Here is a 15,136-nt window from a genome sequence, read left to right as displayed (position 1 = left end):
CACCGCTGACTACATGTGCACGTGCAGGCGGCGCGCGGCTTCGGAGATGGAGCCGGTCAGCGACGGGTAGACCGTAAAGGTGCTGGCGAGGTCGTCGACGTGCAGCTTCTGGGTGACCGCAACGGAAATCGGGAAGATCAGCTCGGAGGCGTTGGGGCCGACGACGACGCCGCCGATCACCGTGCCGGAACCCTTGCGGGCGATGATCTTGACGAAGCCGTCCTTGGTGTTGCGCATCTTGGCGCGGGCGTTGCTGAGCAGGGAGAGCATGACGACGTCGCCCTGGTACTTGCCGGACTCCAGGTCCGCCTCGGAGACGCCCACGGAGGCGATTTCCGGGGAGGTGAAGATGTTGGACGCCACCTGGTGCAGCTTGATGGGGGTGACGCTGTCGCCCAGGAAGTGTGCGATGGCGATGCGGCCCTGCATCGCGGCCACGGAAGCCAGGGCGAAAACGCCCGTGCAGTCGCCGGCGGCGTAGATGTTCGGGGCCGTGGTGCGGGAGACGCCGTCCACCTTGATGTGCCCGGATTCGGAGAGCGCCACGCCGGCTTCCTCCAGGCCGATCCCGGCCGTGTTCGGGATGGAGCCGACGCAGACCAGGCAGTGGCTGCCGGTCACCGTGGTGCCGTCGCCGAGGGTGACCTCCACGCCGGTTTCGGTGCGCACGACGGCGTTCGCCCGGGAGCGCGAGAGAACGCGCACCCCGCGGCGCTTGAAAACGTCCTCCAGCACCGCTGCGGCGTCCGTGTCCTCGCCGGGCAGCACCTGGTCGCGGCTGGAGATCAGGGTGACCTTGGAGCCGAGGCCGTTGTAGGCGGAGGCGAATTCGGCGCCCGTGACGCCGGAGCCCACCACGATCAGTTCCTCGGGCAGTTCCTCGAGGTTGTACAGCTGGGCCCAGTTCAGGATGCGTTCGCCGTCGGGCTTGGCGGTGGGCAGTTCGCGCGGGTGCGCGCCCACGGCCAGCAGGATGGCGTCGGCGGTGACGGTCTTCGTGCCGTCGATGGTGAGGACCTCGATGGTGTGGTTGTCCACCAGCTTGCCGGAGCCGATGATAATTTCGACCCCCAGGTGGTCCAGGGCCTCGTGGATGTCTTCTGACTGTTCGCGGGCCAGGCCCAGGAGGCGGTCGTTGATGTGGCCGAGGTCCGCTCGCATGTGCGGGGCGACATCGCCGCCGTCGACGGCGAACTTGACGCCCAGCTCCCCCGCCTCGCCGACGCGGGTCATGAGGTCCGCCGTCGCGATCAGGGTCTTGGAAGGTACGACGTCGGTGAGGACGGCGGAGCCGCCGAGGCCGGCGCGCTCGATGATGGTGACCTGCGCCCCGAGGGACGCTGCGACCATGGCGGCTTCGTAGCCACCAGGACCTCCACCAAGAATTGCGATACGGGGTGAACTGAAGTCAGGATGCATGGTCACAAAGAACAATTGTTACGTATTGCCGGGGGTGCTGCCACTAAGCCCCGCCTGAGTGGCCTGCGCCTCACCGTTCAGCACGGCCTCGCTGTTCAATACCGCGGCGCGCCCTGTAGCTTGTACCCGTGAGTAACAGTGAGCTGCTTAACACCGATCCCTTCGAAGCCGCCCGGGATGCCGCGGACTACATCGCAGCGGAGACCGGCGTCGAAAACCACGACGTAGCGCTGGTGCTTGGCTCCGGCTGGGGCGCCGCCGCCGATCTCATCGGCGAAACCACCGCAACCCTCACCGCGGCCGAGGTGCCCGGTTTCTCCGCACCCGCCGTCGAAGGCCATGTGGGCACGATCCGCTCGGTGCTGACCAAGGAGGGCAAGCGGGCACTCGTGCTGGGCGCGCGCACCCACTACTACGAGGGCAAGGGAGTGCGTGCCGTGGTCCACGGGGTGCGCACCGCGGCCGCGGCCGGCTGCAAGACCCTCGTGGTGACCAACGGCTGCGGCGGCCTGAACGAGGCCTGGTCCCCCGGCACCCCCGTGCTGATCAGCGACCATATCAACCTCACTGCAACCTCTCCGCTGGAAGGCGCCACGTTCGTCGACCTGACGGACCTCTACTCCTCCCGCATCCGGGGCCTGGCGCGCGAAGTGGATCCCACCCTGGACGAGGGCGTGTACGCCCAGTTCACCGGGCCGCACTACGAGACGCCCGCCGAGGTGCAGTACGCCAAGCGGATCGGCGCGGACCTCGTGGGCATGTCCACCGCCCTTGAAGCCATAGCGGCCCGCCATGCCGGCATGGAGGTTTTCGGCATCTCGCTGGTTACCAACCTGGCCGCCGGCATCAGCCCGGTGCCGCTGAGCCACCAGGAAGTCATCGAAGCCGGAGAAGCCGCGGGCGCGCGGATCTCGAAGCTCCTCGCCGAGATCATCGCGAAGCTCTGACCTTAGTCCGGGCTGGTCCGCACCAGGACGGTCACCGGGTTTCCGGTGACGCCATCCGCCGTGGCGGTGATCTCGGCATCACCTTCCCTGACCCCGGTAACGAGCCCCGAACCATCGACGGAAGCAATCAGCGGCCTGTCCGAGGACCATTCGACGTCCGAACCCGTGGTGCCGTCGCTGTAGAACACGACCGCGCGAAGCTGCACGCTTCCGCCGGGCTCTGGTTGCAGCGGCCCCGCCGGCGAGACCTTGATGCTCTTCACGGACGGCACCACTGTGAGCTCGCCCTGGCCCCGCAGCAGTTGCCCGTCGGCACCCGGCACCGTAGCGACGACAGCGAGACTTCCGGAACGGCGGGCAGTCACCAATCCCGTTGGGTCGACGTCGGCGATTTTCGATCCTGGCGGCGACGTTTCCCAGGTGGCGTTTCCGACGGCGGCACTGGTCCCGTCCGAGTAGGTGGCCACAGCTTCGAGCTGGGCTGTTTGGCCTTCCTTGAGCGTGAGTTGTGCAGGGTTGACGGACACGGCAGTGATGGTGGGTTTCGGCGCGTCCGGCACGGTGATCGTGGAACTGCCCTGCAGCCCCTCCTGCGATGCCGAAACCCTCGCCGTTCCGGGTGCGACGGCAGTAACCAGCCCCCTGCCATCAACCCTCGCGATGGCCGGGTTGCTGGAGGACCACAGCGCCGAATCGTTGAGGTTTCCGCGCGAACCGTCGCTGAAGGTGCCTTCGGCGAGCAACTGCAGGATTCCGCCCGGGTCCACCGTCGCCGTTTCAGGGGAGACGTGGAGTGCGGTCAGTTCTGCGCCATCCGTGCCCAGGACGGCGAGGGTCAGCTTTCCGGAGACTCCTGCCAGGGTCGCTGTGAGTTCCGCGCTGCCGGCGGCGACGGCCGTTACGACGCCGGCCCCGTCCACCGTCGCGATCCCTGGGTTGCTGGACGACCACTCCACCCCGTCGCCGAGCGGCCGGCTCGAACCGTCGCTGTAGCGGCCCGTGGCGGTGAGGGCGATGGTGGCCTCCGGTCGCAGCGCCTGCGAGGCCGAGGTGACGGCGATCGATTCCAAGGCCGGCGGCGGGATCACCGCGATGCGCCACGCGACGAAGGCAGCCGTCAGGGCGAGGGCAACGGCCACCGCGATGACGCTGCCCCACGCGATTTTCCGCCTGACCTTGGCCATGCCGGCGCCGACGGCCGTTGCCACGTCCGCGGGATGCTCGGCGGCCCGGACGACGGCCTCGCCCAGGAGCCGCTGCCGCAGTTCGCTGTTCATGGCTGCCGCTTCGTCATTGCGGGCCTTCTTCGAGCTGCCGGGGTGCGGCCGGAGGACTCTCTGCGGGCGAGGGGCCGCGGGTCAGCGCGGCGGCGTGGGACATTGCGCCGGTGACTTCCGGCGTCGTCCGGTCCGTCATCCCGGCGATTTCCGCAAAGGTGAAGTTCGCGAACTCGTGCAGTACCACGACGATGCGTTCGTCGAAGGTCAGGCTGGCAAGTGGACCGGCGCCAGGAAGCGGCGGCGCCGCACCGCCGCCGCTGGGCCGCATCCACATCTCATGTTTGCGGAGCAGGCGGACCAGGACGCAGAGCGTGTAGACGCGCAGCTGCGGCGTGACGGGTCCCCTCCATGCCGAGGCCGCCTGGGACCAGGCTGCTTCAAGCAACTCCCGGGCGGTTTCCGGGTTGTCGCACAGCAGGTGGGCGCAGTACTCCATGTCCCCCTTCTGGCGTTCGAAGACACTGCGCAGTTCGGCCTCACGGTCCTTGAGTGCGGGCGAAAGTTTGAAGCCCGGCGACAGCCCGAACTCGATCTCCTTGACGGCGGGCAGCAGGACGGCGGCCACCAGCGTGAGCAGTCCGGCGCCGATGGGAATCGCCGAGACCAGTTCGGGAAGGAGCCAGCCCGCCGCAACGACGGCGGCGGCCAGGACGGAAAGCACCAGGCGCAGCGGGTTCAGGGAAGGCAAGAAACGCCGCTTCGGCAATTCACACATGCTGCACCAGCTCACGATGTGTATGCGGTGCCGGCCCGGATCAGCGGCAGATCCGCTACCACATTCTACGTCCATCGATTGGACTTCAGAAGGGCGGACGGGAGGCGCAGGAAGGCCACCGACCCCGCAGAATCCAGGGGTTCCGTCAAGTCAAACGGACCCACAATTAACGGCGCATGAACTCTCCGAAATAAAGCAGATCTATGCGAAACATTTGCATCGGCGGCCCGGTTGTGGCACGCGCGCGATGTAGAAATGTAAGCGCTTGCGCATATTTGTCAGACATCCCGGACAGGACGTTCCCGAACCCCCGAAACCGGGTTTGATCCACCCGCCGGGAACGTGCAAGCGTTGGAAATGTTCCGGCGGCTACCCCCGCCGGAACCCAACGTTGGCTGTCCCCGGACGGCCAACGCCACTCGATACGATGGCGTCCTTCGAAGGCGGCATCACCGTCATCGAGGAGCCGGAGTTGAGACCCGGGCGGTTAGCCCGTCCCCCGAAGTCCACACTCCGCGAGAAGAGCGAAAGCAATGAACATCCCCTCCACCCCTGCACGGCGCCTCTGCGCCGCCGCATCCCTGGTGGCAGCCGCCGGCGTCGCCGCCTCGGTGCTGGTTGCAGCCCCGGCACAGGCAGGCACCCCTGCGGATCCCCCGGCCAACGGCATGCCCGCCCCCACCCCCGGCTTCCCGCTGCCTACCTCCCACAGCCAGGCGGCATACGCCCCCGAGTCTGCCTTCACAGCCAAATGGACCCGTGCCGACGCCAAGCAGATCATGGCCCAGGCGAGCACTGCCGCTCCCTTCGGGGGCAACTCCCTGCACCCCGATGTGACCATGCCGGAGATCCCCCGGGACTTTCCTGTCATGAAGGACCCCAACGGAGGGCAGGTGTGGGTCTGGGACACCTGGCCGCTGACGGACGAGTCCGGGAACCAGGTCTCCTACAAGGGCTGGGACGTGGTGTTCTCCCTCGTCGCCGACCCCAAAGCCGGCTATTCCTTCGACGAGCGGCATTTCAACGCCCGGATCGGCTACTGGTTCCGGCCGGCCGGCCATCCGGAGAGCGACTGGGTGTACGGCGGACACCTCTTCCGCGACGGCACCACGCTGGGCAAGGCGGAGTGGTCCGGATCCACCCGCATCCTTGAGGGCGGGAAGCTGGCCACCTTCTACACCGCCGTGACCGACTACCCCGGAACCGGCGCCCCCATTAAGTCCGTGATCGCCAAGAGCGAAGGCAGGCTCAAGGCCGACGCGAAGGGCGTCAGCATCGAAGGCTTCACCAAGCACACCCAGCTCCTGGAGCCGGACGGCAAGATGTACCAGACCGGCGGGCAGAACCGCTACTACGCCTTCCGCGACCCCTACACCTTCGAAGACCCCGCGTACCCGGGCAAAACCTTCATGGTCTTTGAAGGCAACACCGGCGGCAAGGCCGGCGAACTCCAGTGCAGCGCGGCCGACATCGGCGGTTCCGGCGAAGACCCCAAGGCCGTCAGCGATTCCGGCGCCCGCTTCCAGGCCGCCAACGTGGGCCTGGCCGTGGCCGACAGCAAGAAGTTGGACTCCTGGAAGCTGCTGCCGCCGATCCTGTCCGCCAACTGCGTCAACGACCAGACCGAGCGCCCCCAGATCTTCATCCAGAACGAGGACGGCAGGAACAAGTACTACCTGTTCACCATCAGCCACCAGTTCACCTACGCGGCGGGCCTCCGCGGCCCCGACGGCGTGTACGGCTTCGTCGGAGACGGCATCCGCTCCGACTTCCAGCCGCTCAACAACAGCGGCCTCGCCCTGGCCAACCCGACGAATCTGTCCGTCCCGTCCTGGGACCCCGCGGCAAATCCCCGCCAGTTCCAGTCCTACTCCCACTACGTGATGCCCGGCGGCCTGGTGGAGTCCTTCATCGACAACGTCGACGGCCGCCGCGGCGGCACCTTGGCCCCCACCGTCAAGCTCAACTTCAAGGGCGGCGTCAGCCAGGTTGACCGCAGCTTCGGCCGGAACGGCCTCGGCCCCTACGGCTTCATCCCCAGCAACATCCAGGCAGGCGGCAACGGCCACTACTAGGCCGGCAGCTTCCCAAGCAGGCACTCCAAACCCAGCCATTTCCAAACCGCCGCGGCGGGCTGCCTGAACGCCCGCCGCCCCACAGACCTGCGCCGGACCACCATGTCCGGCGCGGCCGGCGAGGCCTCCGCACGGAGGCCCCGTCGGTAACCGGTCCCCCGCCGTCGCTCCCAACAGGCGTGTATACCCGGCAGGGACCGGACCAGGGCCCCGGCCCGTCTTCCACGAAATACAACTCCGCGAGAAGAGCAAAAGCATGAGCACTCACTCAACCCCCGCACGGCCGCGCCGCCGCCTGCGTACTGCCGTGGCCGTCACGGCAGCCGCGAGCGTCGCCGCCTCGGTCCTGTTGGCCTCCGCGGCCGCACAGGCAAACATCCCGTCCGATCCGCCGTCGAGCACCATGCCGGCACCCACCGCCGGCTTCCCGCTGCCCACCGTCCACACGCAGAAGGCCTACGACCCGGCCGCGGACTTCACGGCCAAGTGGACCCGTGCGGACGCCAAGCAGATCATGGCCCAGAGCAACCCCAACGTGGCCGCGGGCGAAAACTCCATGAGCCCCGACGTCACCATGCCGGAAATCCCCCAGGACTTCCCGGCCATGAACGACGACGTGTGGGTCTGGGACACCTGGTCGCTGACCGATGAGAACGCCAACCAGATCAGCTACAAGGGTTGGGACGTCATCTTCTCCTTGGTGGCTGACCGCCACGCCGGCTACGGCTTCGACCAGCGCCACTGGAACGCCCGGATCGGCTACTTCTTCCGCAAGACCAACGCGGACCCGGCCAAGGACAAGTGGAACTACGGCGGACACCTGTTCCTGCCCAACAGCTCCATCGGCAACACCGAATGGTCCGGTTCCACCCGCCTCATGCAGGGTGACCACGTGAACGTGTTCTACACGGCCACCACGTTCTACGACATTGCCGAGCGCAATGCAGGTGGCGGCGGAATCGCCCCGGACGCCGTGATTGCCAAGGCCCTGGGCAACATCCACGCCGACAAGAACGGCGTCACCTTCGACGGCTTCAAGCACACCAAGCTGCTGGAACCGGACGGAAAGCTGTACCAGACCAAGGCCCAGAACCCGGGCTTCGCCTTCCGCGACCCGTACACCTTCGTTGACCCGGCCCAGCCGGGCAAGACCTTCATGGTCTTCGAAGGCAACACCGGCGCCAAGCGCGGCGACTACCGCTGCAAGCAGGAAGACCTGGGCTACCGCCCGGGCGACCCGCACGCCGAGGACCTCAACACCCTGAACAACACCACGGGCGCCTGGTACCAGACCGCCAACGTCGGCCTGGCCGTGGCGGAAAACAAGGATCTGACCAAGTGGAAGTTCCTGCCGCCGATCCTGTCCGCCAACTGCGTCAACGACCAGACCGAGCGTCCGCAGATCTACATCCAGAACGAAGACGGCAAGAACAAGTACTACCTGTTCACCATCAGCCACCAGTTCACCTACTCCGACGGCATGCGCGGCCCCGACGGCGTGTACGGCTTCGTCGGCGACGGCATCCGCTCCGACTTCCAGCCCGTGAACAACAGCGGCCTCGCCCTCGGTTCCCCGACTGATCTGAACCTGCCGGCAAACGCTCCGGAGAGCCCCTCCGCAAAGCAGAATGGCCGCCAGTTCCAGGCCTACTCGCACTACGTGCAGCCGGGCGGCCTGGTGCAGTCCTTCATTGACAACGTCAATGGCGTGCGCGGCGGCTCCCTCGCCCCGACCGTGAAGATCAACTTCAAGGGCGGCGTGACCCAGGTGGACCGCAGCTTCGGCCAGAACGGCCTCGGCCCGTTCGGCTACCTCCCCACCAACGTCCGCGTTGGCGGTGAAGGCCTCTACAAGTAGGCCGCAACAAACCAGCGGGGCGGGCGCTGCGAACCGTCTGCCCCGCACCGGCGGGGACCTCCGGCACCATCGGGGGTCCCCTTTCCGCTTCCAGCTCCAGGATTTGATTCCATGTTTTTCCAGAACCCCGCCAAGACTTTCCGCCCGGCACTCTGCGCGGCAGCCGCCGTCGTCGTCGCCTTGACTGCAGGGTGCACCGCACCGGACGTTTCAACGCCGCAACCCCCGACGCCGGACACGCCGTCGGCCGCTTCTGCCGCGGCGCCCTCCGCGGGTGATCCCTGGCGGCCCGCCGTCCACCTGAGCGCGGAACGGAACTGGATCAACGACCCCAACGGCCTGGTGTACGAAAACGGCACGTACCACGCCTTCTACCAGCACAATCCGCATGGCAACTCCTGGGGCAACATGTCCTGGGGCCACTCCACCAGTACCGACCTCGTCCACTGGACCCAGCAGCCGGTGGCCATGGAGGCGAGCGAGGCTGAAGAGATCTTCTCCGGCTCGATCGTGCTCGACAAGGACAACGCCTCCGGGCTCGGCAGTGCCGGGGACCCGCCCATGGTGGCCCTGTACACCAGCGCCTACGGCAAGGGCGGCGCGCGCCCGGCCGGCATCCAGGCCCAGTCCCTGGCCTACAGCCTGGACCACGGCAAGAGCTGGCAGAAGTACAAGGGCAACCCCGTGCTGGACCTTGCCCCGAGTTCCAAGAACTTCCGCGACCCCAAGCTCACCTGGTACGAGCCCGGCAAATACTGGGTGATGACCACGGTGGTGGCCGACGCCCAAGTGGTAAAACTGTTCAAGTCCACCGACCTGCTGCACTGGGAGTTCCTGAGCGACTTCTCCGGGGTCGGCGCCCAGGGCGGGCTGTGGGAAGTGCCCGAGCTGCTCCAGATGGATGTAGCTGGCGGCGGCAATGACAACGGAAGCGGCCTGAAGAAGTGGGTCATGCTGCTCAGCATCAACCCCGGCGGCATCGCCGGGGGCTCCGGCATGCAGTACTTCGTGGGTGAGTTCGACGGCCGGAAGTTCACCGCCGAAAACGCAGCCGCGCCCGGCGCCCCGTTGAGCGATTCCCAGTGGCTCGATTATGGCGCGGACTTCTACGCTGCGAACTCGATCAACGGCGCCCCCGGCGGCAAGCCCGTGCTCCTTGGCTGGATGGGCAACTGGGACTACGCCCAGCACGTGCCCACCACGCCCTGGCGCGGAGCCATGGCGGTCCCGCGGGAACTGGAACTGGTGCGCGACGGCGGCCGTTACGCCTTGCGTTCGGGCATCGCCGGCGCGGCCGCCGAAGCGCTCGGCAAGGCGGCCGGCGGTGAGGTCCGGCGCAAAGACCTCACCGTCGCAGGTTCTGCCGAACCGGGCTTTGAACCGCTCGGGGGCGACTTCAGCGCCCGCACCCAGCTTCTCGACGTCGAACTCGAACCGGGCGAGGCCTCCGAAGCGGGACTGGTGCTGCGCGGCTCCGCGGACGGAAAGCGGGGACTGCGCATCTCCTACGAGCGTGGAACCGGCACCCTGAAGGTGGATCGCTCCGAGGCCGGCACCAGCAATTTCTCTCCGTTGTTCAGCCCCTGCCACCAGGCCCGGGTCCCGCTGAAGGACGGCAAAGTCCGCCTGCGGATCCTGCTCGATTCCTCCTCCGTAGAGGTCTTCACCCCGGAGGGGACCGTCGCCATCACGGACGCTTTCTACCCGGCGTGGGACGACACGGAAACCCTGGCGTTCAGCCGCGGAGGCCGCGCAAAGGTGACGATCGCTTCCACCCGCGTTGCCAGTTAAGAAGGCATTGCGGATAGTTTTGTTCCTATGACATCGAGCGATGCCGCCCCTGAGCAGTCAGTTTTCGACCAGTTGATCTCCGCGGCCCGTGTGTGGGCCCGGCAGGATCCGGATCCGGTGACCGCCGCAGCTTTGGACGAGCTCGCCGACCGGGCCGCCGAAGGAATCCCGGCAGCCCGCCAACAGCTTGAAGACAGCTTCAACGGAACCCTGCAGTTCGGCACCGCCGGGCTCCGCGCTGCGCTCGGACCCGGCCCCAACCGCATGAACCGGGTGGTGGTGCGGCGGGCAGCGGCAGGCTTCGCGGCTTTCCTGAACGACGCCGTGTTGAACAACGCGGAGGCGGCCCCCGGTTCCCGGCCCCGCGTCGTCGTCGGCTACGACGCCCGCTACAACTCCGACGTCTTCGCCGCCGAATCGGCCGCCGTCTTCACAGCCGCCGGGATCGAAACCTTCCTGATGCCCTCGGCGCTGCCCACTCCCCTGCTCGCCTACGCCGTGCGGGCGCTGGATTGCGACGGCGGCGTGATGGTCACCGCGAGCCACAACCCGCCGCAGGACAACGGCTACAAGGTCTACCTGGGCGGCCGTGCGGTAGAGGAAAGCGGCCGCGGCGCCCAGATCGTGACACCCTACGATGCCCGGATCGCAGCGTTTATCGAAGCGGTGGGCGGCCTCGAGACGATTGCCCTGGCAGAAGACGGCTGGACCGTGCTGCCGGAGTCGATCTCGGAGGACTACCGGGCCGCCGTCGTCGCCCTGGCCGATCCCGCACGCTTCCCGGCACGGGAACTGAAGATCGTGCTGACCCCGATGCACGGCGTGGGCGGCGAGACCGCTGTCTCAGTGCTCAAGGACGCGGGCTTCCACGATGTGAGCCTCGTCGAAGAACAGGCCCTGCCGGACCCCGACTTCCCCACCGTAAGCTTCCCGAACCCCGAAGAGCCCGGCGCACTGGACCTCGCGCTGGCCGCAGCGGGCCGGCTGGATGCAGACATCGTGCTCGCCAACGACCCCGACGCCGACCGTGCCGCCGTCGCGGCCCGGGACCCCGAGAGCGGGGCGTGGCGGATGCTGCGCGGCGACGAAGTGGGTGCGCTGCTCGGCGCGCATGTGGTGGCGCGATCCGCCGGAAACAACGACGCCGGTCACGAGCCCGCCGCGTCGCAGGCAGTCTTCGCCAACTCGATTGTGTCTTCGCGGCTGCTGTCCCGGATCGCAGCGGCCGCGGGCGCCGCGCACGAGGAAACCCTTACCGGCTTCAAATGGATCTCCCGCGTTCCCGGCCTGGTGTACGGCTACGAGGAAGCCTTGGGCTACTGCGTGGCGCCGGAGCTGGTGCGGGACAAGGACGGAATTTCGGCGTCCCTGCTGATCGCCGAGCTGGCCGCGGCTGCGAAGGCGGCGGGACAGACGGTCTTCGACACCCTGGACGAGCTCTACCTGATGCATGGCCTGCACGCTAGCGACCAGCTCAGCATCCGGGTGGCGGACCTCGGCCTCCTGGACGCGATGATGAACCGCCTGCGTTCAGATCCGCCCGAGGCCTTCGGAGGCTCCGCCGTCGAGCGTTTCACGGATCTTTCCGAGGGCAGCGAACAACTTCCGCCCACGGACGGGCTGCTGTACCTGACCCGGGACCAGAGCCGGGTGATCATCCGCCCCAGCGGCACCGAGCCGAAGCTCAAGTGCTATCTGGAGGTGATCGTTCCGGTGGAGTCGGCCGCGGAACTGCCCGAGGCCCGCGCCGCCGCACGGACTGCCCTGGACAGGATCCTGGCGGACGTGCGGGAAGCGCTGGGGCTGTAAGGCCTACAACTCCACTTCGATGTAGCCGTCCACGATCCGTGCGCCGTAAGTAGCTAGGCGCAGACCGGGATTGCTGAAGCACTCACCCGTGCGCAGGTCGTAGACCTCTTTGTGCAGCGGCGAGGCGATGGTGGGGCTGCTACCGCGGGAGCCGATGATGCCGCGGGCCATGACGTTGGCCAGGGTGGCGGGATCCTGCTGGGCTACGGCGTAGACCTCATCGGAGGGCAGCCGGAACAGCGCCAGCTGCAAACCGTCGATGAAGGCCGCTTCGCCCCAGGCCGGCTCGAGTTCATTCAGCGGGCAGACGCGGTGCCAGCCTGCCGCAGGGGCCGTACGTGTTTCGCGTTCCAGTACTGCCGTCATGTCTCTTCCTCTCGCCTTGCCGGGATTGCTGCTGGATAAGAAAACGGTAGGCCGGGCACGTTTCACCGGAAGGCCCGCCGTGTGTCCGGCACGTAAAAGAGTGCTCACGGCGCCCGAAATGCAAGCGTGACCCAGAAGTTAAACCCACGAAACAATCGGGAAACTGAGGCGAAACTGGCCGTCCGTACGCTGATATGACCAGCCGCGGAGCACCCTATTCCGCAAATCCTGCGAAAGGCCAGCAATGACCGGATCCACCAACGCCCCTGAGACCCGGCGCATCGTCGTCGCCGGCGGCGGTCCCGCCGCCCACCGCTTCACGGATGCCATGCATACCCGCGGTCTCGAGGGCTGGCATCTGACGGTCCTTGCGGAGGAGGTCCACCTCCCCTACGATCGCGTGGCACTGAGCAAGGCCTTGAGCGATATGGAATACGACCTCACCATGGGCGATACCGCCATGTGGGAGCACGAGTCGATCACCCTGCGCACCGGCGAACGCGTTATTGGCATCGACACCACCGCGCAGACCGTGCAGACCTCCACCGGCGCCAGCTACCCCTACGACCACCTGGTGGTCGCCACTGGCTCCGACGCCGCGAAGCTCCCCTTCCCCGGCGGCGAGCTCGCCCATGTCTACCGCACCCTGGACGACGTCTGGAACATCAACAAGACGGTGGCCGAGCTCGGCGAGAAGCTGGGCCGCACGGTCCGCACCGTGACCATCGGCGGCGGCCTGCTCGGACTGGAAGCCGCGGCCGGCACCATGGAACTCGGTGCCGAGGCCGCCATCGTCAACGGCTCGCGCTGGCTCATGAACGCCCAGCTGGACGAGGGCGCCGGCCAGGCGCTCGGCCGCCTCGTCTCGGCGAAGGGCCTGGAAGTGCACACCGGCAGCTACCCGGCCGAGGTTCTTTCCGACGACGACGGCCAGGTCACCGGCGTGCTGTTGAAGAACGGCACGGTCATCCCGGCGGACATGGTGATCGCATCGATCGGCATCCGCGCCCGCGACGAGCTGTTCCGCGATGCGGACGGCACGGCCGACGGCGCGGCTCCCCTTTTCGAACTCGGCCCCAAGGGCGGTGTGGTCATCAACGACCACTGCCGCACGGCTGTCGAGAACGTCTGGGCCATCGGCGAGGTGGCCAACTTCGACGGCATGACCATGGGCCTGGTTGCCCCCGCCAACACCATGGCCGAGATCGTCGCCGACCGCCTCCACGGCGGGGCGGCCACCTTCCCGGGGTTCGACACCGCCACCAAACTCAAGCTCTCCGGCGTGGACGTGGCCAGCTTCGGTGACGCGTTCGCGACCACCGAACACGCCCTGGAAATCGTCTACGCCGACCCCGCCCGCGGCGTCTACCAGAAAATCGTCACCACCGACGACGCCAAGACCCTCCTCGGCGGCATCTTCGTCGGCGACGCCACCCCCTACATGAGCCTGCGCCCGCTCCTGGGCCGCGAACTCCCGGCCGAACCCGGCGCCTTCCTCTCCGCCGCCGGCGGCGGCGACGCCCCCGAAACCGAACTGCCCGACGACGCCATCCTGTGCTCCTGCAACAACGTCGCCGCCGGCTCCATCCGGGACGCCATCAACGGCTGCGGCGCCTGCGACGGCCAAGCCCCCGTGCAGGAGCTCGGCGAACTCAAGTCCTGCACCAGGGCCGGCACCCAATGCGGCTCCTGCGTGCCCATGCTCAAGAAACTCCTCGAAACCGAACTGACCAAGTCCGGCGTCGAAGTCTCCAAGGCCCTGTGCGAACACATCAGCCTCTCCCGCCAGGAACTCTTCGAAACCATCCGCATCCTGGAACTGACCTCCTTCGAAGACATCATGGCCAAATACGGCACCGGCGCAGGCTGCGACATCTGCAAACCCACCATCGCCAACATCCTGGCCAGCCAGAACAGCGCCTACGTGCTCGACGCCGGCCGCGGCACCCTGCAGGACACCAACGACCGTGCCCTCGCGAACATGCAGAAGGACGGCACCTACTCCGTGGTCCCGCGGATTGCGGGCGGCGAGATCACCCCGCAGAAGCTCGGTGTCATCGCGGCCGTCGCAGAGAAGTACGGGCTGTACACGAAGATCACCGGCGGGCAGCGGATCGACATGTTCGGTGCCCGGCTCGAACAGCTCCCGGAGATCTGGAAGGAACTGGTGGACGCCGGCTTCGAATCCGGCCAGGCCTACGGCAAGAGCCTGCGCACCGTGAAGTCCTGCGTCGGGTCCACCTGGTGCCGCTACGGCGTGCAGGACTCAGTGGCCATGGCCATCAACCTGGAACTGCGCTACCGCGGCCTGCGCAGCCCGCACAAACTCAAAATGGGCGTCTCCGGCTGCGCCCGCGAATGCGCCGAAGCCCGCGGCAAGGACGTGGGCGTGATCGCCACCGCCGACGGCTGGAACCTTTACGTCGGAGGCAACGGCGGCGCCACCCCCGCCCACGCCCAGCTCCTGGCCAAGGACCTGGACGACGACACCCTGATCAAATACATCGACCGCTACTTCATGTACTACATCCGCACCGCCGACCGCCTCCAACGCACCGCACGCTGGCAGGAAGAACTCGACGGCGGCATCAAGCACGTCGAAGACGTGGTGGTCCACGACACCCTCGGCATCGCCGAGGAACTCGAGGCCGCCATGGCCAAACACGTGGACACCTACGTCGACGAATGGGCAGACACGTTGAAGGACCCGGAGCGCCTGCGCCGTTTCCGTTCCTTTGTCAACGCCCCCGACCAGAAGGACGACTCCATCACGTTCGTACCGGACGAGCGCGGACAGATCCGTCCCGCCACCAACGAAGAAAAGGGCCGCGTCCTCATCGGCGCCACCATCCCCGTCCGCGGCAAGGAGAACTGAC

Annotated in this window: 10 protein-coding genes; 6 read left to right on the top strand and 4 right to left on the bottom strand. The window is 67.3% G+C overall.

Translation table 11 applies throughout. From position 1 onward, the window contains the following. Positions 1 to 9: 9 nt before the first annotated feature. Positions 10 to 1,425 carry an NAD(P)H-quinone dehydrogenase gene (locus ACZ9CK_RS05035; RefSeq protein WP_476049415.1) on the bottom strand — a complete coding sequence of 472 codons (1,416 nt, stop codon included), beginning with the start codon at positions 1,423 to 1,425 and terminating at the stop codon, positions 10 to 12. A gap of 122 nt (positions 1,426 to 1,547) precedes the next feature. Between ACZ9CK_RS05035 and ACZ9CK_RS05030 the strand changes: the two genes are divergently transcribed. Then, a complete protein-coding gene (locus ACZ9CK_RS05030; RefSeq protein WP_426302648.1) occupies positions 1,548 to 2,366 on the top strand; it encodes a purine-nucleoside phosphorylase in 819 nt (272 codons plus the stop codon). A 2-nt stretch (positions 2,367 to 2,368) separates the two neighbouring features. Here ACZ9CK_RS05030 and ACZ9CK_RS05025 read toward each other — a convergent pair whose 3' ends face one another. Together ACZ9CK_RS05025 and ACZ9CK_RS05020 are read right to left on the bottom strand one after the other, a co-directional pair. Next, the gene (locus tag ACZ9CK_RS05025; RefSeq protein ID WP_476049414.1) at positions 2,369 to 3,643 is read right to left on the bottom strand and encodes an Ig-like domain-containing protein; all 1,275 of its coding nucleotides are present in this window, start codon (positions 3,641 to 3,643) and stop codon (positions 2,369 to 2,371) included. A 13-nt stretch (positions 3,644 to 3,656) separates the two neighbouring features. After that, on the bottom strand, positions 3,657 to 4,334 hold the full coding sequence (locus ACZ9CK_RS05020) for an RNA polymerase sigma factor (protein ID WP_426302646.1): 678 nt from the start codon (positions 4,332 to 4,334) through the stop codon (positions 3,657 to 3,659). Between the two features lie 560 nt (positions 4,335 to 4,894). Here ACZ9CK_RS05020 and ACZ9CK_RS05015 point away from each other — a divergent pair. From ACZ9CK_RS05015 to ACZ9CK_RS05000, 4 genes are all read left to right on the top strand, one after another. Further along, positions 4,895 to 6,436: a glycoside hydrolase family 68 protein gene (locus tag ACZ9CK_RS05015; RefSeq protein ID WP_476049413.1), complete on the top strand. Its 1,542-nt coding sequence runs from the start codon at positions 4,895 to 4,897 to the stop codon at positions 6,434 to 6,436. A gap of 256 nt (positions 6,437 to 6,692) precedes the next feature. Further along, complete coding sequence (locus ACZ9CK_RS05010; RefSeq protein ID WP_476049412.1) at positions 6,693 to 8,294, top strand: glycoside hydrolase family 68 protein; 1,602 nt, start codon at positions 6,693 to 6,695, stop codon at positions 8,292 to 8,294. 111 nt (positions 8,295 to 8,405) lie between these two features. After that, positions 8,406 to 10,085 (top strand): glycoside hydrolase family 32 protein, encoded by a 1,680-nt coding sequence (locus tag ACZ9CK_RS05005; RefSeq protein WP_476049411.1) that lies wholly within the window; start codon positions 8,406 to 8,408, stop codon positions 10,083 to 10,085. Between the two features lie 27 nt (positions 10,086 to 10,112). Beyond that, on the top strand, positions 10,113 to 11,894 hold the full coding sequence (locus tag ACZ9CK_RS05000) for a phospho-sugar mutase (RefSeq protein ID WP_476049410.1): 1,782 nt from the start codon (positions 10,113 to 10,115) through the stop codon (positions 11,892 to 11,894). A gap of 3 nt (positions 11,895 to 11,897) precedes the next feature. On the opposite strand, the gene nirD is transcribed toward ACZ9CK_RS05000, so the two are convergent. Further along, on the bottom strand, positions 11,898 to 12,260 hold the full coding sequence (nirD, locus tag ACZ9CK_RS04995) for a nitrite reductase small subunit NirD (RefSeq protein WP_426302641.1): 363 nt from the start codon (positions 12,258 to 12,260) through the stop codon (positions 11,898 to 11,900). Between the two features lie 244 nt (positions 12,261 to 12,504). Here nirD and nirB point away from each other — a divergent pair, with 244 nt between their 5' ends. Continuing rightward, entirely contained in the window at positions 12,505 to 15,135 is a 2,631-nt protein-coding gene (nirB, locus tag ACZ9CK_RS04990) for a nitrite reductase large subunit NirB (protein WP_476049409.1), read from the top strand. The last annotated feature ends 1 nt before the right edge of the window (position 15,136 follow it).

It is taken from the genome of Arthrobacter sp. TE26545, from assembly GCF_056279005.1.
This window is presented reverse-complemented; position numbering and strand designations above follow the sequence as displayed.